The sequence below is a fragment of the Leucobacter chinensis genome (assembly GCF_019049105.1).
In the GTDB taxonomy this organism is placed as follows: domain Bacteria; phylum Actinomycetota; class Actinomycetes; order Actinomycetales; family Microbacteriaceae; genus Leucobacter_A; species Leucobacter_A chinensis.
On record NZ_JAHQZR010000005.1, the window covers coordinates 96,666 to 114,725 of the forward strand.

Sequence of the window (18,060 nt, forward strand, 5' to 3'; positions counted from 1 at the left end):
ACGCCTCCCCCTCGAGGGGGATATTCGGTGTGCCACCCCTATTCGTTCTCGCCCGCTCCGGCTACCGTAGAAGCGTGAACACAGAAACCTGGGTGCGGCCGCGCCCTGCCTCGAACGCCATCAAGGGCGACGCACTGCTCGCCCTCGTGCTCGCGCTCGCCGCGACCGCGACGTCGCAGTTGTACGCGCGCATCGGCTTTCTCGGGGATCCGCCGGAAGCGTGGATCTGGGCCGCCGGCATCGGTTTCGCAACCCTGCCACTCGCGTTGCGAAGGCGGTACCCGGTGAGCGTCATGGTGGTCGTTGCCACCGCGTTTTATGTGTGCGGGCAGTTCGGGGTTCCCGAGGTGCTCGTGATCAATATCGCGATGTTTCTCGCCGTGTATACGGTGGGTGCGTGGTCGTCGAGCCGGGTGCTTGCCCTCTGGTCACGCGTCGGCGTCGTCGTCGCGATGATCACGTGGCTCGTCGTCACGCTGCTCATTGCCGGTGACGACATGGACTATTTGCCGGGGCTTTCGCGGGCCTCGCTCTTCTCTGAGTACGCGACCTACATCACGATCAACATCATCACGAACCTGCTCTTTTTTGGGGCTGCGTGGTACTTCGGCGAGAAGTCGTGGCGCGGTGCGCGCACCCTCGCGCAGCTGGAGGCGCAGGGGCGGGAGCTTGAGCGAGAGCGCGAGACGAGCGCGGTGCAGGCCGTTGCCCTCGACCGCATCGCGATTGCGCGCGAGCTGCACGACGTGATTGCGCACCACGTCTCGGTCATGGGGCTGCACGCGGCGGCCGCGCGACGCACGCTCGAGCGCGATCCGGTTAAGGCTCAGGCAGCGCTCGAAATCGTCGAGCAGAGCGCCGAGGCCTCGATCACCGAGCTGAGGCAGATCGTGCACACATTGCGCGAGCCAGGCCGCGAGCACGAGGCGCAGACGGTCGGCGTTGCTCAACTGCCTGAGCTCGTCGAGCACTCGAACCTCGCAGGGGTTCCCACGGTGCTCATTATCGCTGGCGAGCCGCGGCCCCTGCCCATGCTCATCGACATCGCGCTCTATCGAGTGGCGCAGGAGGCGCTCACGAACGTTCGCAAGCACGCAGGCACCGGAGCGCAGGCGCAGGTGCGGCTACGCTTCACCGAGCGCGAGGTGCACATCGAGGTGAGCGACGACGGGGTCGTGCAAAAGCTCTCGGCACCCGGAGCCAAGGGCGGCGCCGGTGGGCTTGGAGGTCTGGGGCTTCGCGGCATGCGGGAACGCATGGGAGCGGTCGGCGGTACACTCGAATCGCTTCGCCGTGAGCGCGGGGGCTTTCTCGTGCGCGCGAGCGTCGCGCTCGGGCAAGCAGAGAGCCAGCCGTCGGGCACGGCGGCGGCCGAAGCTGAAGTGGCCGAACGAGAAGAGCAACACAGGGTGAGCGGGGTGCGTGACGATGATTCGTCTCTTGTTGGTTGATGACCAGGAGTTAGTGCGCTCGGGGTTTCGAACGATTCTCGAGACCGAGGATGACTTTGAGATCGTGGGCGAGGCTGTGAATGGTGCCGAGGCGGTTCAGCTCGCGGCAGAGCTCAAGCCTGACGTCGTGTGCATGGACGTTGAGATGCCGGTCATGAACGGCATCGATGCCGCCAAAGCAATCGTGAGCGGCGAGACCTCGCCTCGCGTGCTCATTCTCACGACCTTCGGGCACGAGGAGTACCTGTTTTCGGCGCTCGCCGCCGGGGTGAGCGGGTTCCTCCTGAAGACCGCCCGTGCCGAACAGTTCATTGACGCCGTGCGCACGGTTGCCGCGGGCCAGGCGCTGCTCGGCCCCGACGTGACTCGCGCCGTGATCGACAAGCTGCAAAGCGCCGACCTGCAGTTGCCCGATGAGATGCAGCAGCGTTCTGCCGATCCGGTCGAGGCGTTGACCTCTGCGGGGCTCACCGAACGCGAGGCCGACGTGCTGGTACTTGTTGCCCAGGGACAGTCAAATGCCGAGATCGCCCAGGCCCTCTTCTTGGGGGAGTCGACGGTCAAAACACACGTCTCGAATGTGCTGCGCAAGCTCGGCGTTCGTGACCGCATTCACGCCGTTGTGTGGGCGCATACGCACGGTCTTGGCTAGGCCGCAAGGCTTGAAACATTCGTGCGCCCTGTGGCGGCGCCGGGCTTTCGCAAAACGCGTAGACTGTGAGTCATGGCTACAGTCTTTGAACGCAAGCATCGAATCGCAGTGCTCGGCGGGGGTCCCGGCGGCTACGAAGCCGCACTGACCGCAGCGCAGCTCGGGGCTGAGGTGACGCTCATCGAGCGCGCCGGTGTGGGTGGAGCCGCGGTGCTCACCGATGTCGTGCCCTCGAAGAGCCTCATCGCGACCGCCGAGGCGGTCAACACCATTCGCGAGAGCGCGATGGTGGGGGTTCAAGCGTTTGCGCCAGGCGAAAACGGCAAGCCCGTGCGGCCGGAGTTCGCGGTGAACCTCGCCGCGATCAACAAGCGACTCATCGCGATGGCCGGCGCGCAGTCGACCGACATGGTGCACTCACTCGAAGATGCGGGCGTGCGCATCGTGCAGGGGTTCGGTCGCCTCGATGGCCCGAACGCCATCATGGTTGCGACGGCTGAGGGCGAAGAGGGCACTGACTTCGACCGCATCGAGGCTGACACCGTGATTCTTGCCGTGGGTGCGAGCCCGCGAGAGCTCGACTCGGCGAAGCCCGACGGTGAGCGCATTTTGACGTGGAAGCAGCTGTACGACCTCACTTCGGTTCCCGAGCACCTCATCGTTGTGGGCTCTGGCGTCACTGGCGCTGAGTTCGCGAGCGCGTACCGTCATCTCGGCGCCGAGGTCACGCTCGTTTCGAGCCGCGACCAGGTGCTTCCTGGTGAAGACAGCGACGCGGCATCGGTCATCGAGCACGCCTTTAAACGCAGCGGCATGTCGGTGCTCTCGAAGTCGCGCGCCGAGAAGGTTGAGCGCACTGAAGACGGGGTTATCGTGACGCTCTCTGACGGCCGCGAGGTCGAGGGCTCTCACTGCCTCATGGCAGTCGGCTCGATTCCCAACACCCACGGGCTTGGGCTTGAAGAAGCGGGTGTTCAGCTCTCAGACAGCGGGCACATTCGCGTGAACAAGGTGGCTCGCACCTCGGTTCCTTCGATCTATGCTGCGGGCGACTGCACCGACTTTTACCCGCTCGCCTCGGTTGCCTCGATGCAGGGCCGCACGGCCATCATGCACGCGCTCGGCGACTTCGTGCGCCCGATCGACCTCGATAACGTGGCCTCGAATATTTTCACCCAGCCCGAAATCTCAACGGTGGGCTTCGGCGAAGACGACGTACGTGAGGCGGGCGCCGATGGGCACAACACCGTCATGCACATGCTGCCGCTCAGCATTAACCCTCGCGCCAAGATGATCGGCATTAAAGAGGGATTCGTCAAGCTCTATGCCTCACGAAGCTCTGGCGTGATTCGCGGCGGCGTCATCGTGGCTCCCAAAGCGAGCGAGCTCATTCTGCCCGTCTCGCTCGCGGTCTTGCGCAGGCTCACGGTTGATCAGCTTTCAGATGCGTTTGCGGTGTACCCATCGCTCTCGAGTTCAATCATTGATGTGTCGCGTGCGCTGCACGTGCGACCAGGAGGAAATGAGTGAGTAAGCCAGAGATCTCTCGCCGGGGCATGCTGCGAGGCATGCTCACGATCGGTGCCGCGGCAGGGGCGACCTTTGCCCTCGCCGGTTGCCAGCAGGAGCTCGTGATTGTGCCGTCTGACGACAACGCCGAGAACATCGGGGCAGAGGTGTATATCGTCGATAATGATTACTCGCCGAACAAGGTCACCATCAAGAAGGGGCAGGCCGTGCGGTGGGAGTGGGCGTCGAAAGACCGCCACGACGTCGTCGCGAACGATCGCAGCTTCGTCTCAGAGCTCCAGTACGAGGGCACTTACACGCACATCTTTGATGAGCCCGGTGAATACTCGTATATCTGCTCGGTTCACCCCGAGATGCGCGGCCTCGTCGTCGTTGAATAAGGGCGCAAAGCCCCGGGAATAAAGCTGGGGCAAGCAGGGTTGCACTCAGCATGGATACTGTTGTCTCGCTTCTTGATCTTGCCCCCGCACAGGTAGACGAGCCGATGGGCACCGCCCTCGGTCACTGCGTCGAGGTGGCGCAGGCTGCTGAACGAGCGGGGTATCGTCGGGTCTGGTACGCCGAGCACCATAACATGCCGACCATCGCGTCGAGTGCGACATCGGTACTTATCGCTCACGTCGCGGCAAACACCCAGACGATTGGGCTTGGAGCGGGCGGCGTCATGCTGCCCAACCACTCGCCACTCGTCATCGCCGAGCAGTTTGGCATGCTCGCAGAGCTGCACCCGGGGCGCATTGACCTCGGCCTCGGGCGAGCACCGGGAACCGACGGCGAGACCTTTCGCGCCCTTCGTCGCCCCATGAACGCCTCTGACAATTTCCCGCACGACGTGCTTGAGCTCGCACGTTACCTGTCGAGCGACCTGCCGCGATCGGCAGTGAACGCCTACCCCGGTCGCGGCACCGAGGTGCCCCTCACGATTCTTGGATCGAGCCTCTTCGGCGCGAACCTTGCGGCCCAGCTCGGGTTGCCCTACTCGTTCGCTTCGCACTTTGCGCCCGACGCCCTGCGCAGTGCTGTGAGTCACTACCGCGATAACTACGTCGCAAGCGAGGCTCACCCAGAGCCGTATGTCTCGATTGGCATGAATGTCGTGGCGGCCGAGACAAGCGGTGCCGCGGCCGAGCTCTACGAACGGGTCAAGGTGAGCCGTGTGAGGCAGTTCCTCTCGCGTGGTCGCGACACGATGCTCACGAGCGAAGAGGCCGAGATGCTCATGAATACTCCGGCCGGCATGCAAATTCTCGGCATGCTCAAGCACACCGCGGTTGGTGACGCGAGCGAGGTGCAGCAGCAGATGCAGGCCTTCGCCGACGAGGTGGGTGCCAATGAACTCGTGCTCGTGCACGCCGCCCCAACGCACGAAGAGCGACTCGAATCGATTCGACTTTCGACGCTTGCCGTCTAGCCAGGGCTTAGAATGAAGGGGTGACAGATGCCCCCACGAAGCAGCCACGCGCAGGCACGAAGGCCGGTTCTGTTCGCGCGCTCATCGCGAAGGTTCCCACGGGGTGGATCACGGGCGGGGTGACCGCGATCTTTCTCGCCGTAACCGCGGCTTTTGGCGGCTTGGCTCCTGCCCCGACGCCGGCGCTCGCGACGCTCGAACCGGGCCAGGAGCATGTCAACGACCTGCTCTCGATGCGCCTCGATCGTGCGGTGCTCATGGACTCGTTTCCCGAGGCGGGTGCGATTGCCGGAGAGAGTGAGCGGGTGCTTGCCCTCTCGATCCACGCGAAGAACGTCTGGACGTCGCCCATCATTACGACGGCCGAGCAGTCGGTTTCGCAGGCCTTGCGCCTTGAGAAGCTGGGCGACCAGAGCCCCGCAGCAGTCGCACGAATGGACGACGCGACAGCGAGCCCGTGGCTGCAGCCAGGAGTTGAAGCTGAACTTGTCGTGACCTGGGTCGTGCCAGAAGACCTTTTTGCCGATGGCGATACCGTCGAGGTCGTGGTGAGCGACGCGACGCTCTTTACCGGCAAGGCTGTGACCTACGGGGCAAGCTGGGTCGACGCGAAGCCGGCGGCGCGAGTATTACTGCCAGCTACCGATGTGACGCTGACAGGGGGTGCTGGCGATGACGAATAAACACGCACTCGTCGCCGATCAGCGCAGCGGGCCGACGACATGGCAGTGGATCACGGGGCTCGTGTGCCTCGTGCTCGCGGGGGTCTTGCTCGTGCTTATTCCTGATTCTGAGGTGACGCAACGCCCCTTCGAAGTTCGCACGCCAATTGGTGAGACGGGTGTCGGCCGTGCCCTTGAGGTGCGAGTGAGTGATGTCGAAATCGCGACTGAGCTGCGCTCTGGTGCATGGTCAGGAGAGTCGACGTGGCTCGTTGCTGATACCTCGGCCGCGGCTCGGCTCAGTGAATCGGGAACAACGCTCGCATACGCGATGCTCCGCATGGGCGGCGAGGCCGACGGGTCGTCTCAGCCAATCGAGTACCGGGCGAGCGAGCGTGTCAAACAGACCCTCTTTCAGGAGCCGCTCACGCTTGGCTCTGCTTTGAACGGTCAGGTCGTCTTTGAGCTGCCCGAGGGGGCAAGCGGCCCAGCAACCCTGCTGTTCGGGGTCAATGGTGACCCGCGCGTTGACTCAGTGATCGCTTTCGACATTGACCTCGACGAGGTTCAGCGAGTGCCAGAGCGCGTACTCACCGATGTGCAATGGAGTGAGCAGTGATGTGGATCAAACGCAACTGGATCGCCCTCGCGACCGTCGCCGTGCTGCTGCCGGCGACCGCGCTCGTTGTCGGGGGTAACGAATGGCGCGACTACACGTCGGGGCGACCGGTCGACCCGGTCCTGCCCGATACGGCAGGCCAGGTATCGCTTGGCGGCAGCCACTTCTCACTGATGGATGCGACCCTCATGCGGCCGCAGCCGGAGACGCTGCCCGAGGGTGTTCATGCGATCGAGGTGACGGTTCACGTCGAGCCTGCAAGCGTTGGGGTGAGCTGCTCAGCGCCCACCCTCGTTGAGGTGTCAACGGGCCGAGAATGGTCTGAGGCGTCGCTTCGCATCGTGGGCGCTTCGCTGTCACAGAGCCTGTGCGCTGGGCCCGAAATCACCGATCCCTACGAACTGCGGGCGCTGTACGCCGTACCCGAAGACGCGCAGGGGCCCTTCGCGATCGACGTGGTTATTGCCGAGGCGCTGCCGAGCTTTGCTCGCCTTCCGCTTCCTGAAGATCTTGAGACGACTCGGGAGCGGTACTGACCGAGGTACTGACCCCGAGCGCTGAGGTTGCCTCGGCGTGGGCACTGGCGACAACCGCCATGCGGATCGGCTCGATGACGAGGGGAACCGTGAGTAGAATGAGTGTGTCGGCGACCATCCAGAAGCTGTGCAGGTCATGGGGGCCGATCACGCGAACGACCGCGATTTCCAGGAGCTGCTGCCCCATGAGAACCACGGTGAAGGCGAGAATATAGGCTCCGATGAGCGCGGGCCCGGCCCGCCACATGAGCACGATCGCATTCCAGATCGGTTGGAAACGTGAGGTGACGCCACCTGAGAGGTCTGTGACGCGGCGGCGTACCTGTTCGGGAACCGCTTCGTAGCGCTTGCGTGCCTTGACCGCGCGATGGTCGGTGATGACGGGAGCTTTTGCGTCAAGGGCCTGGCCATACATCACGCCCGCGATCGTCAGCCACGCGAGGGGTTCCAACGTGACCTTCGCCACGAAAGCCAGCACGAGCACGAGTGTGTCCCACGCGACTATCAGCGGTTCGAACCATTCGGTCACGGCAAGGCGCGCCGTATCAAGCCAGGCGATGGCTTGCCGCGTTTCGATCCACCCGGTGAGCAGGGCGAGGCCGTCGGCGATGAGCGTCACGGTGAGGTAGACCCACAGAAGCTCGAGGTACACGGCGAAGACTTGGAAGCTGCGGTGCAGACGGTCGCGAAACTTGCCCCAGAGCCAACGCAGCGAGAACGCGGCGATGATGATCGCGATCGTGAGCGGGGTGAGGGTGAGCGCACCATCGGTGAACATCTCGCCCGCGGCGACGTCGTGGTTGGGGGCTGTGACCGCCTCGCTCAACGTTATCGAGGCAGAGACGTCGAGCACACGGTTCGTGTAGGCGGCAACGTCTTGCCCCAGGTAGCCACGGGCCGCATAGAACGCCACGAAAGGAAGCATGCCTGCGAGCAACGCTGCGGCGAAGTCGCGGTTGCGCTGTTCACGCCCCGGAGGTTGTATACCGTTATAGGCATCGATTCCGGAACGCAGCACGAGCAGCATCGCCACGAGTGCCGCGAGCCGGCCTAGCACCGCGAGCGGCAAGAGCAGCATGCCCGCCGTCGGGTTGTGGGCCCCGACAAAACCTGCGACCTCGATGGCCGAGTAGCGAACGAGAGTGCCCGCAAGAAACCATGCCACGAGCTGCGGCCAGGTATTCCAAAGCAGGAATGCCGTGAGCCGAAGCAGCGTGAGCACGGTCAGCCTCGGGTGAGGTTAGGCGGGGTCGACGATCGAGAGCAGAACGTGGCCGCTCGGAACCGTTGAGCCGACGGGAGCGTCGATCGTTTCGATGACTCCGTCGCGGTGGGCGAAGATCGACTGCTCCATCTTCATCGCCTCGAGCACGACCACGAGATCGCCCTCAGAAACCTGCTGGCCCTCTTCGACCGCGAGCTTCACGACGGTAGCCTGCATCGGGGCCGAGACGGTCGTGCCGCTACCTCCCGAGAGGCTTGCGCTCTTCGTGCGTTTCGGAGCTGGGCCGCGGGTTACCTCTTGGTCAGAGAGCGGCAGCAACGAGGTCGGCATGCGAACCTCGATGCGGCGGCCATCGACCTCAACGACCACGCTGTGGCGCTGTGGGCCGGCGGTGCCGAGCACTGACTGGCCCTGCCAAGGTTCGATGTCATTGACCCACTCGTTCTCGATCCACAGGGTGTACACGCCAAAGCTGCCGTTTTCGGCAGTGAAGGCGGGATCGCTGACAATCTTGCGGTGAAAGGGAACCACCGTCGGCATGCCCTGCACCTCGAACTCTGCGAGGGTGCGGCGTGCGCGGGCGAGCGCCTCGTCGCGGGTTGCGCCGGTGACGATGAGCTTGCCGAGCATCGAGTCGAAAGCACCCGAGATGACATCGCCAGCCTGAACACCGGTGTCGATGCGAACGCCGGGGCCGCTCACCATCGTGAACTGGGTGACGGTACCCGGGGCAGGCAAGAAGCCGTTGCCCGGATCTTCACCGTTGATACGAAACTCGAACGAGTGGCCGTGCGCCACAGGGTCGGCGTAATCGATGACGCCGCCCTCAGCGATGCGGAACTGTTCGCGCACGAGGTCGATACCCGTGATCTCTTCAGAGACAGTGTGTTCTACCTGCAGGCGGGTGTTGACCTCGAGGAACGAGATCGTGCCGTCTTGTGCCACGAGGAACTCGCAGGTGCCAGCGCCAACGTAGCCGACCTCGGCGAGAATCGCTTTCGAAGCGCGGTACAGCTCGGCGTTCTGCTCGTCGGTGAGGAAGGGCGCCGGTGCCTCTTCAACAAGTTTCTGGTGACGGCGCTGCAGCGAGCAGTCGCGCGTTGAAATGACCACAACGTTGCCGTGCTGGTCGGCAAGGCACTGGGTCTCGACGTGACGGGGCTTCTCGAGGTACTTCTCAACGAAGCACTCGCCGCGACCAAACGCGGCAACTGCCTCACGGGTAGCCGACTCGAAGAGCTCGGCGACCTCATCGCGCTCGTACGCCACCTTGAGGCCGCGGCCGCCACCGCCAAACGCTGCCTTGATCGCGATGGGCAGGCCGACCTCGTCGGCAAAAGCGAGCACCTCGTCGGCGTTCTTGACCGGGTCACTCGTGCCTGCCGCGAGCGGAGCGCCCACCTTCTCGGCCACGTGACGGGCCGAAACCTTGTCGCCGAGACGTTCGATAGCCTCGGGGCTGGGGCCGATCCACGTCAGCCCCGCATCAATCACCGCACGGGCGAAATCGGCGTTCTCGGCGAGAAAGCCGTAACCAGGGTGCACCGCGTCGGCGCCAGAGCGGCGGGCAACGGCGAGCAGTTTGTCGATGACGAGGTAGGTCTCGGCACTCGTGGTGCCATCGAGCGCGTAGGCCTCGTCGGCGAGTTGCGCGTGAAGAGCATCACGATCTTGGTCTGCATAGACCGCGACCGAGGCGATTCCAGCGTCAGTTGCTGCACGGATAATACGAACTGCAATCTCACCACGGTTAGCAATGAGTACTTTGTTGAGTCGCGACATGATCTCAAGTGTATTCGAGCCCGCACCCGGTCAGCGAGATATACACGACAAAGCTTGGGGGTTTTCGTTGCTTTTTCATACCATTGCGCTGGTTCTCGGGCTGCTCAGCGTTCGCTAGCGTTGCGTTGCGTTGCGTTGCGTTGCGTTCTGTTCTGTTCTGCTCGCTAGCGTTGCGTTCTGCGCTGGTGCTTGGCGACCTCTGGCCTGGCGCGCAGGACGCGCTGCGGGCTTCTCGGCCTCGGCAGCGTGCGATCGCTCGGGCCGTGTCGGTCGGGCACGGTAGACTACCGAGCGTGGTTAATGTAGCGGTTCAAGGTAAACAGTACGAGGCAACCGCGCCCTACCTCGTGGGGCGCGAAAAGGTTCGTGAGTTCGCGCGCGCTGTGCTCAGCGAAGCGCCGATGCATCACGACGTTGACGCGGCACGTGCGGCCGGCTTTGCCGACGTCGTAGCGCCGCCGACCTTCGCGGTTGTGGTGCAAGATGCGACGCTGCAGCAGTTGCTCGCAGACGACGAGGCCGACGTTGACTTCTCGCGCGTCGTGCACGGTGACCAGCGCTTCAGCTATACCCGGCCCATCGTCGCGGGCGACGAGCTCACCGCGACGCTCACGGTCGCCTCGGTCAAACAGCTCGGCGCACACTCGATGGTCACCGCCTCGAGCAACATCGTTGATACTCATGGCGAGCACGTGGTGACAGCGATCTCGACGCTCGTTGTACGAGGAGAAGAATAGTCATGCCCCAGTACACAGACCTCAGCGTCGGTGACGTCGTCGTTACCCGCGACCTCACGCTCACCCGTGACTCACTCGTGCGCTACGCGGGTGCCTCGCTCGACTTCAACCCCATTCACTACCGCGACGATGTCGCCCAGTCGGTCGGGCTTCCCGGCGTGCTTGCCCACGGCATGCTCACGATGGGCGCTGCCGCGAGCCCCGTTGCCGAGTGGATCGGCGCGAGCGGCATCATCGTCGATTACCAGTCGCGCTTCACGAAGCCGGTTCCCGTCGATGCCACCGAGGGTGCTCAGGTGAGCGTCACCGCGACCGTCGGCAAGCTCGATGATGAGGCCCAGGAGGCCCGCATCGATCTCAAAGTGGTCTTCAATGAGCAGACCGTGCTTGGCAAGAGCCAGGTCGTGGTTCGCTTCACGAAGGGTGACCTGTGAGCGAGAGCGTCGCATCGCTCGCATCGCTCACCACGATGCGGGTTGGCGGCCACGCCGACCGCGTACTCGTCGCCCGGTCGCGTGACGAGCTCATCGAACGCTCGATTGAGCTCTGGGCCGACGGCGACGACTGGCTGCTGCTTGGCGGCGGGTCAAACACGATCGTGAGCGATGAGGGGTACCCCGGGCCGGTCCTGCTTGCCCGCAGCGAGGGTATCGAGGTCATCGACGACCCCTCGCTACCCGCCAATAAGGTGCGGGTGCGTGTACAGGCAGGCCAAGACTGGGACTCGGTCGTGGTAACCACCCTCGCCCGTGGCTGGGGCGGCCTCGAAGCGCTCTCGGGCATTCCGGGCTGCGCTGGCGCTGCACCCATGCAAAACATTGGTGCCTACGGCTGCGAGATCGCTGACGTGCTCGTCTCGATCGAGCTGCTTGAGCGCGATACCGAAGAGGTGCGCATGGTCTCGGCCGAAGAGCTCGCTTTTGGCTACCGCGACTCAGCCCTGAAGCGCCGCGACCTCGAGGGAGTCGTGCTCTCGATCGACCTCGTGCTCACCCGTGGAGCCGACGGCTCAGCCTCGAGCGCCCCCGTTATCTTCCCGCAGCTCGCGAAGGCTCTTGACGTCAAACTCGGAGCGATCGTCTCGGGTCGCGACGTTCGCGAGAGCGTGCTGTCGCTGCGTGGCTCGAAGGGCATGGTGCTCGACTCTGCCGACCACGACACCTGGTCTGCGGGATCGTTCTTCACGAACCCCATCGTGAGCGCCGACTTCGCGAAGTCGCTCCCGGCCGATGCTCCCCGCTTTCCGATGGAGCCGGCCCCCGAGCGCCCCATCGCGGTCCCGCTCGAAGACGCCGCAAACCTCGAAGCCTACCTGCCACCGCAGCCGGCCGACCGTCGCGTGAAGCTCTCGGCAGCCTGGCTCATCGAGCATGCCGGCATCAAACCCGGCTACCGCATTCCCGGCTCGGGCGCGGGCGTTTCGACGAAGCACTCCCTCGCAATCACCAACCGCGGATCAGCGACAGCCGCCGAGGTCGCCGAGCTGGCCCGCTACATCACGACCCGCGTGCAGTCGGAGTTCGGCGTGCTGCTGGTTCCTGAGCCGAACATCTACGGCCTGCAGCTTTAGCGCGGCATCGCGCAGCGGCGCGATGTTTTCGGGGAATGCTGTCGGCGCGGTGCGCCGGCCGTTGTGTGCTGCTCTGAGTCTTGTGTGGCGCGCTGCGTTGCATGTTCAATCCCGCTTGCCTGCGCTTTTCGCGTTCAGGCCCTCTTGCCTGTGTTTTTCGCGTCTACTTGACGAAAAGTAGGGTTGTATGGCTTAAACACCCTGCTTTTCGTCAAGTAGATCCCGTATGCCGTGGGCGTGGGCGTGGGCGACATCTCGAGCTCATGCTGCATCTGGGCTGAAGAACGTTCGTATGCCGAGCTGCCCTGGGTGAAGCGACACCCTCGGACTGAGTTCACCCCAATCGCGGCGGTCTCGCGTGCCGTTTAACGCAGTCGAGTGTTGGTTGGCGCTGGCGAGAGTCAGCGGGCGCTGTTGCGTTCTGGTTGACGCGCTTGCTCTCGTCCCGTGACGCGATTTCGCGCCTTGTGGGTCTCTTGCCCGTGCTTTTCCCGTTTACTTGACGAAAAGCAGGGTTATAGGGCTGAAACACCCTGCTTTTCGTCAAGTGGATCGAGTATCGCTCGAGAAAGCCGAAGCAGCTGAAGGAGGCGAAGATGTCGAAGGCGGTGCGGCAGGACCGAGGGTAGCGCGGCAGCACCGAGGGCAGCGCGGCAGCACCGACGGTGGTGCGGCAGCACCGAGTGTAGCGCCGAAAGCAACGCCGACGGTGGTGCGGCGGCGCGTCAGCGCGGGAGGTCGGTCGGGTCGGCCGGCGCAGCAGCGCGCGCCATGCGCGCCACCGCCTCGCGCAGCACCTCCTCGGAGCAGCCGAGGTTCAGGCGAATGCAGCCGTGGCCGTTTGCCCCGAAGGTGGCGCCGTCGCTCACGATGAGGTCGGCCTTTTCGAGCAGCGTGAGGGCCGGGTTAGGGCCGAGGCCTGCGTCGTTGAGGTCGATCCAGGCGAGGTAGCTCGTCTTGGGCGGGGTGTAGCGCGCGCCGGGAACGTGCTCGGCCAGGAGTTCGGCAAGCAGGCGGCCGTTCGAGCTGACCTGGGTGATGGCGCGGTCGAGCCAGTCGCGGCAGTCGGCGAAGGCGACCTGCGAGGCGGTGCGGCCGAGAATGCTCGTCGATCCGCTGAGGGCGACGGTGAGGTATTCGCGCAGTGAGTCGGGCGAGGTCGCCGGGGGTGCGTAGATGAGGGCGCACTTGGTGCCGGCGATGTTCCAGCCCTTTGACGCTGAGGTGACGGTGACCGAGGTGGTGCCGGCTGCGGCCGCGATGGGGGCGAAAGGGGTGAAGGTGACGCCGTGGTGCACGAGCGGTGCGTGGATCTCGTCGGCGATGATGGTGGCGCCGTGGCGGGCGGCCGAGGCGGCAAGGGCCTCGAGGTCGGCGGCCGAGTGGGCGATGCCGTGGGGGTTGTGGGGGTTTGAGAGCACCATGGCGTGCACGCGGTCGGCTCCTGAGGCGCCGAAAGCGCGGTCGATTGCGTCGGTGTCGAGGTGCAGGGTTTCGCCGGAGCCGGCGAGCGGGATCTCGACGCACTCGACGCCGAGCTCGGTGAGGTAACCGAAGAACGATGGGTAGCTGGGGGTTGCGAGGGCAACGCGGGCGCCCTCGGGCAGCAGGTGCCTGAGCACGGCCTTCACCCCGAAGCTGACGTCGGGGGCGCCGTAAAAGAACTCGCGTTCGGGCTGCCAGGCCCAGCGATCCGCTGCGAAGTCGGCGAAGGCTCCCACAAGCCCGCTTAGGTCGCCCGAGTAGCCGAGGTCAGAGCGCTCGATCTGTTCGATGAGTGCCTCGCGAATGCGCTCGTCGATCGTGAAGTCCATCTCGGCGATAAACATCGGCAGCACACCGCTCTGACAGCCGGCCCACTTGATGCTCGTGCGCTCTTGGCGCAGGGTCTCTGCGGGCTGGCAATGCAGGGCTTCAGCGTCGGCGGTGAAATCAGTCATAACTATATGGTCGCGTTATGCTTCGAGAATGTCCAATAATGTTTCGTTTGTTACGGGTAAGGAAACAGCATGAGTCGCCAGCATGCTCAGCTGATTCATAGCAAACAGTCAGATACTGAGGGCATGAACAAGGGACCACGCATTCTGATCGTCGACGACGAGCCCAGCATTCGCGAACTGCTCAGCACGAGCCTTCGCTTCGCAGGGTTCGGCGTGCGCGCCATCGCCAATGGCGCCGGAGCTATCTCCGCCGTACTCGAAGAAGAACCCGACCTCATCATTCTCGACGTCATGTTGCCAGATATGAACGGCTTCAGCGTCACCAAGCGACTGCGGTCGGCGGGCTACACCGCCCCGATTCTCTTTCTCACCGCGAAAGACGATGTCGAAGACAAGATTCAAGGCCTCACGGTCGGGGGCGACGACTACGTCACGAAGCCCTTCTCGCTTGACGAGATCATCGCTCGCATCAAAGCCATCTTGCGCCGCACGATTCAAGAAGACGAAGAGTCAACGTTGGCCGTCGGCGTCATTAGCCTCGATCAAGACACCCACGAGGTGAGCGTGAACGGCACGCCGATCGAGCTTTCGCCAACCGAGTTCAAGCTGCTGCGGTACCTCATGCTGAACCCGAACCGAGTGCTCTCGAAGTCGCAAATTCTCGACCACGTCTGGGAATACGACTTCAACGGCGACGCGGGCATCGTCGAGTCGTACATCTCGTACTTGCGACGCAAGCTTGATCCGCTCACCGAAGAGCCGCTCATTCACACCAAGCGCGGCTTCGGCTACATGCTGAAGGTTTCTGAAACCAAGTAACCTAGTGGGCGTGACCCGTACAACACTCGCAGAGCGCCTTTCCCGCGTCTCGCTGCTCAGCAAGATCACGGCGGTGACGGTATTTATCCTCACCCTCGGCTTGTTTGTGGCGGGCGCGGGAACGCTCGCGTTTTTGAAACCGCAGCTCGCGGTGAACGAAGATGAGAAGCTCAAACAGTTGCTCGTCGACCCGACCTCTGAGCTCGCGGTGGGTGCGAACCCGCAAGAGATCAGGCGCGAAGACGTGCTCTTCGCCTCTGATCAGTACTACATCGCCGTGCTCGACGAGGCCGGCAATATTCTGTTCGACAACTTCCAGTCTCGAGGCAGCCGGGTCTCACCCTCGGTGCCCGAGATTAGCGCCCACTGGGTCGAACAAAACGGCGATACGCCGTTCACGCTCGACGGGCGAGACGGTTCGCAGTGGCGCGCCGTCGCCGCCGAATTGAGGCCACAGGGCTCTACGGGGGCGCCAGTCGGTTCGATGCTTTTCGCCGTTTCGACCGACAACGTCAATCAGGTCATGGCGCAGTACCTCACGGTGTTCACGGGCTTTGGCATCGCCGTGATTCTGCTCGGCGCCGCCCTCACGCGCTTGCTCGTCATCGCAACCTTTGAGCCGCTGCACGAGGTTGAGCGCACCGCCCTCGAGATCGCCGACGGCGACTTCTCGAAGCGTATTCAGGTGCGCGCTCCAGGCACTGAGGTTGGGCACCTCGGCCAGTCGCTCAACGTCATGCTCGACGAGATCGACGCTTCGTTCAACGATCGTTCCAAAACGATCGAACAGATGCGCCGCTTCGTTGGCGATGCCGGCCACGAGCTACGTACCCCGCTCGTCTCGGTGCGTGGCTACGCTGAGCTGTACCGCATGGGCGCGATTCAAACGCCCGAAGACGTCGCACAGGCGATGGGGCGCATCGAGAGCGAGGCGATTCGCATGGGCGACCTCGTCGAAGACCTGCTTGCGCTCGCCAGGCTCGACGAGAAGCGCCCCCTCGACCTGCAGCCGGTCAATCTCGTACCGCTCGCACAGGACGCCGCGATGGATGCCAGGGCCCAGGAGCCCGACCGCGAGATCGAGGTCGTGATCGATGACGACCCCGTGATCGTGCGCGCCGACGAGATGAAGGTGCGGCAGGTGCTCACGAACCTCATCGCCAATGCGATGCGTCACACCCCAGAGGGCAGCCCGATCGAGGTCGTCGTCTCGGCGCTGCCAGGCAAAACGACCGGCCAGTTCGAGATCGTCGACCACGGCGACGGCATTCCTGAACAGCTGCGCGACAAGATTTTCGATCGCTTTTACCGCGCCGACAATTCCCGAAATCGCGAGACCGGTGGATCGGGGCTCGGCCTCGCGATCGTCAAGTCGATTGCCGAGGCTCACCGAGGTGCCGTGTCGGCTCACGAGACCGATGGGGGCGGCGCCACGTTCAGGGTCGAGCTGCCGCTCGAGTTCTACGCCGAGGCGGCAGAGTAGAGCGACGCAAGGTCGCCCGCTCGCACGATCGTGTAGGCGTAGCCCTGCTCGGCGAGAAAGCGTTGCCGGTTTTGCGCGAAGTCCTGGTCGACGGTGTCGGCGGTGACGATCGTGTAAAACGAGGCCTGCATGCCGTTGCTCTTCGGGCGCAGCAGTCGGCCGAGGCGCTGTGCCTCTTCCTGGCGTGAGCCGTACGAGCCCGAGATCTGAATGGCCACCGAGGCGTCGGGCAGATCGATCGAGAAGTTCGCGACCTTCGAGACGACGAGCGTCGTGACCTCGCCGCGGCGAAACTGGCCGAAGAGTTCTTCACGCTCGTCAACCGGGGTTTTGCCGGTGATGAGCGGCGCGTCAAGCGCCTCGGCCATCTCTTCGAGCTGTTCGATGTACTGGCCGATCACGAGCACGCTCTCGCCAGGGTGCTGTTCGATGATCTCGCGCGTGATGTCTTGTTTTACGGGAGCGCTCGAGGCGATGCGGTAGCGCTCTGAATCTTCGGCAGAGGCGTAGCGCAGTCGCTCATCATCATCGAGCGAGACGCGCACCTCGTAGCAGGCGGCAGGGGCGATGAATCCCTGGGCCTCGATCTCGCGCCAGGGCACGTCGTAGCGCTTCGGGCCAATGAGACTGAACACGTCGCCCTCGCGGCCGTCTTCGCGCACGAGGGTCGCGGTGAGGCCGATTCGGCGTCGTGCCTGCAGCTCTGCCGTGAGCTTGAACACCGGGGCGGGCAAGAGGTGCACCTCGTCGTAGACGATGAGGCCCCAGTCGTGCTCGCTGAGCAGCGAGAGGTGCTGGTAAGCCCCGCCGCGCTTGCTCGTGAGAATCTGGTAAGTCGCGATCGTGACGGGTTTGACCTCTTTGACCTGGCCGGAGTACTCGCCGATCTCGTCTTCAGTGAGGTTCGTGCGCTTGAGTAGCTCATCGCGCCACTGGCGGGCCGAGACGGCGCCGGTCACGAGAATGAGGGTCTGCGCCTTGACGCGAGCCATCGCTCCCGCACCAACGATGGTCTTGCCGGCACCGCAGGGCAGCACCACGACGCCTGATCCGCCTCGTTCAAAGGTATCGACGGCCGTGCGCTGGTAGTCGCGCATGGCCCAGTCGGTCTCGAGTAGCTCGATGTCGTGAGGGGTTCCGGGGGTGTAGCCCGCGAGATCTTCGGCGGGCCAGCCGCGCTTGAGTAGCGCCTGTTTGAGCTCGCCTCGCGTGAGCGGTTCGATCTCGTAGGTGAGGTCGTCGATCTGGTGGCCGAGCAACTGCGCAACGGCCTTCGACTGCGAAACTTCGCGCAGCACGAGGGGGTTCTGGGCGGTGAGCACGAGCTGATCATCGCGGCGCTCGATGCGCAGGTTGCCGTAGCGATCCATCGAGTCGCGAATTTCGAGCTCGACGTTCGAGGGCATCGGGAACTTCGCGTAGCGGGTGAGCGTTGCGATCACCTCGTCGGCGGTGTGACCTGCGGCGCGCGCGTTCCATAGGCCCAGCCGAGTGATGCGGTAGGTGTGCACGTGCTCGGGGGCACGCTCCAGCTCGGCAAACACGGCGAGGTCGTGGCGAGCGTTTTCAGAGTCGGGGTGAGCGACTTCGAGCAGCGCGGTGTGGTCACTCTGAATGATGAGGGGGCCAAGTTCCATAGCGGC

Annotated in this window: 17 protein-coding genes; 13 read left to right on the forward strand and 4 right to left on the reverse strand. The window is 64.1% G+C overall.

Going from position 1 to position 18,060, the window contains the following annotated elements; all coding sequences use genetic code 11:
- Positions 1-74 precede the first annotated feature (74 nt).
- The 8 genes from KTJ78_RS06500 to KTJ78_RS06535 all read left to right on the forward strand — a co-directional run bounded on the left by KTJ78_RS06500 (position 75) and on the right by KTJ78_RS06535 (position 6,861).
- Positions 75-1,451, forward strand: a complete 1,377-nt coding sequence (locus KTJ78_RS06500) for a sensor histidine kinase (RefSeq protein WP_369808010.1) — start codon at positions 75-77, stop codon at positions 1,449-1,451.
- Positions 1,429-2,103 carry a response regulator gene (locus tag KTJ78_RS06505; protein ID WP_217134013.1) on the forward strand — a complete coding sequence of 225 codons (675 nt, stop codon included), beginning with the start codon at positions 1,429-1,431 and terminating at the stop codon, positions 2,101-2,103. The genes KTJ78_RS06500 and KTJ78_RS06505 overlap by 23 nt, the downstream gene beginning before the upstream one ends.
- 72 nt (positions 2,104-2,175) lie before the next feature.
- The gene (locus KTJ78_RS06510; protein ID WP_217133773.1) at positions 2,176-3,633 is read left to right on the forward strand and encodes an NAD(P)H-quinone dehydrogenase; all 1,458 of its coding nucleotides are present in this window, start codon (positions 2,176-2,178) and stop codon (positions 3,631-3,633) included.
- The gene (locus KTJ78_RS06515; RefSeq protein ID WP_369808011.1) at positions 3,630-4,013 is read left to right on the forward strand and encodes a cupredoxin domain-containing protein; all 384 of its coding nucleotides are present in this window, start codon (positions 3,630-3,632) and stop codon (positions 4,011-4,013) included. The genes KTJ78_RS06510 and KTJ78_RS06515 overlap by 4 nt, the downstream gene beginning before the upstream one ends.
- Positions 4,014-4,063: 50 nt before the next feature.
- Positions 4,064-5,044, forward strand: a complete 981-nt coding sequence (locus KTJ78_RS06520; RefSeq protein ID WP_217133775.1) for an LLM class flavin-dependent oxidoreductase — start codon at positions 4,064-4,066, stop codon at positions 5,042-5,044.
- A gap of 20 nt (positions 5,045-5,064) precedes the next feature.
- On the forward strand, positions 5,065-5,727 hold the full coding sequence (locus KTJ78_RS06525; protein WP_217133777.1) for a hypothetical protein: 663 nt from the start codon (positions 5,065-5,067) through the stop codon (positions 5,725-5,727).
- Positions 5,717-6,325 carry a hypothetical protein gene (locus KTJ78_RS06530; RefSeq protein WP_217133779.1) on the forward strand — a complete coding sequence of 203 codons (609 nt, stop codon included), beginning with the start codon at positions 5,717-5,719 and terminating at the stop codon, positions 6,323-6,325. Before KTJ78_RS06525 ends, KTJ78_RS06530 begins: the two co-directional genes overlap by 11 nt.
- Entirely contained in the window at positions 6,322-6,861 is a 540-nt protein-coding gene (locus KTJ78_RS06535; RefSeq protein WP_217133781.1) for a hypothetical protein, read from the forward strand. Before KTJ78_RS06530 ends, KTJ78_RS06535 begins: the two co-directional genes overlap by 4 nt.
- Here KTJ78_RS06535 and KTJ78_RS06540 read toward each other — a convergent pair.
- Together KTJ78_RS06540 and KTJ78_RS06545 are read right to left on the reverse strand one after the other, a co-directional pair.
- Positions 6,785-8,083 carry a hypothetical protein gene (locus tag KTJ78_RS06540; protein WP_217133783.1) on the reverse strand — a complete coding sequence of 433 codons (1,299 nt, stop codon included), beginning with the start codon at positions 8,081-8,083 and terminating at the stop codon, positions 6,785-6,787. The two genes, KTJ78_RS06535 and KTJ78_RS06540, sit on opposite strands and share 77 nt — an antisense overlap.
- A gap of 18 nt (positions 8,084-8,101) precedes the next feature.
- Entirely contained in the window at positions 8,102-9,868 is a 1,767-nt protein-coding gene (locus KTJ78_RS06545; protein ID WP_217133785.1) for an acetyl/propionyl/methylcrotonyl-CoA carboxylase subunit alpha, read from the reverse strand.
- A gap of 293 nt (positions 9,869-10,161) precedes the next feature.
- On the opposite strand from KTJ78_RS06545, the gene KTJ78_RS06550 reads away from it, so the two are divergent.
- The 3 genes from KTJ78_RS06550 to KTJ78_RS06560 are packed head-to-tail and all read left to right on the forward strand — an operon-like array spanning position 10,162 to position 12,175.
- Positions 10,162-10,605, forward strand: a complete 444-nt coding sequence (locus KTJ78_RS06550; RefSeq protein ID WP_217133787.1) for an FAS1-like dehydratase domain-containing protein — start codon at positions 10,162-10,164, stop codon at positions 10,603-10,605.
- A gap of 2 nt (positions 10,606-10,607) precedes the next feature.
- Positions 10,608-11,039, forward strand: a complete 432-nt coding sequence (locus tag KTJ78_RS06555) for a MaoC/PaaZ C-terminal domain-containing protein (RefSeq protein ID WP_217133790.1) — start codon at positions 10,608-10,610, stop codon at positions 11,037-11,039.
- The gene (locus KTJ78_RS06560; protein WP_217133792.1) at positions 11,036-12,175 is read left to right on the forward strand and encodes a UDP-N-acetylmuramate dehydrogenase; all 1,140 of its coding nucleotides are present in this window, start codon (positions 11,036-11,038) and stop codon (positions 12,173-12,175) included. The genes KTJ78_RS06555 and KTJ78_RS06560 overlap by 4 nt, the downstream gene beginning before the upstream one ends.
- A 725-nt stretch (positions 12,176-12,900) precedes the next feature.
- On the opposite strand, the gene KTJ78_RS06565 is transcribed toward KTJ78_RS06560, so the two are convergent.
- Positions 12,901-14,115 (reverse strand): MalY/PatB family protein, encoded by a 1,215-nt coding sequence (locus KTJ78_RS06565; protein WP_217133794.1) that lies wholly within the window; start codon positions 14,113-14,115, stop codon positions 12,901-12,903.
- Positions 14,116-14,238: 123 nt separating this feature from the next.
- On the opposite strand from KTJ78_RS06565, the gene KTJ78_RS06570 reads away from it, so the two are divergent.
- Both KTJ78_RS06570 and KTJ78_RS06575 read left to right on the forward strand, forming a co-directional pair.
- Positions 14,239-14,934: a response regulator transcription factor gene (locus KTJ78_RS06570; protein WP_217134017.1), complete on the forward strand. Its 696-nt coding sequence runs from the start codon at positions 14,239-14,241 to the stop codon at positions 14,932-14,934.
- A gap of 10 nt (positions 14,935-14,944) precedes the next feature.
- Complete coding sequence (locus tag KTJ78_RS06575; RefSeq protein WP_217133797.1) at positions 14,945-16,417, forward strand: sensor histidine kinase; 1,473 nt, start codon at positions 14,945-14,947, stop codon at positions 16,415-16,417.
- Here KTJ78_RS06575 and KTJ78_RS06580 read toward each other — a convergent pair.
- On the reverse strand, positions 16,396-18,054 hold the full coding sequence (locus KTJ78_RS06580; protein ID WP_217133799.1) for a DNA repair helicase XPB: 1,659 nt from the start codon (positions 18,052-18,054) through the stop codon (positions 16,396-16,398). The genes KTJ78_RS06575 and KTJ78_RS06580 overlap by 22 nt on opposite strands.
- Positions 18,055-18,060 lie beyond the last annotated feature (6 nt).

Bases quoted from the DNA above. Each gene is read 5' to 3' on its own strand.
- KTJ78_RS06570 (WP_217134017.1), top strand. From the start codon at position 14,239: ATGAACAAGGGACCACGCATTCTGATCGTCGACGACGAGCCCAGCATT.
- KTJ78_RS06530 (WP_217133779.1), top strand. From the start codon at position 5,717: ATGACGAATAAACACGCACTCGTCGCCGATCAGCGCAGCGGGCCGACG.
- KTJ78_RS06545 (WP_217133785.1), bottom strand. From the start codon at position 9,868: ATGTCGCGACTCAACAAAGTACTCATTGCTAACCGTGGTGAGATTGCA.
- KTJ78_RS06520 (WP_217133775.1), top strand. From the start codon at position 4,064: ATGGATACTGTTGTCTCGCTTCTTGATCTTGCCCCCGCACAGGTAGAC.
- KTJ78_RS06505 (WP_217134013.1), top strand. From the start codon at position 1,429: ATGATTCGTCTCTTGTTGGTTGATGACCAGGAGTTAGTGCGCTCGGGG.
- KTJ78_RS06555 (WP_217133790.1), top strand. From the start codon at position 10,608: ATGCCCCAGTACACAGACCTCAGCGTCGGTGACGTCGTCGTTACCCGC.
- KTJ78_RS06510 (WP_217133773.1), top strand. From the start codon at position 2,176: ATGGCTACAGTCTTTGAACGCAAGCATCGAATCGCAGTGCTCGGCGGG.
- KTJ78_RS06580 (WP_217133799.1), bottom strand. From the start codon at position 18,054: ATGGAACTTGGCCCCCTCATCATTCAGAGTGACCACACCGCGCTGCTC.
- KTJ78_RS06565 (WP_217133794.1), bottom strand. From the start codon at position 14,115: ATGACTGATTTCACCGCCGACGCTGAAGCCCTGCATTGCCAGCCCGCA.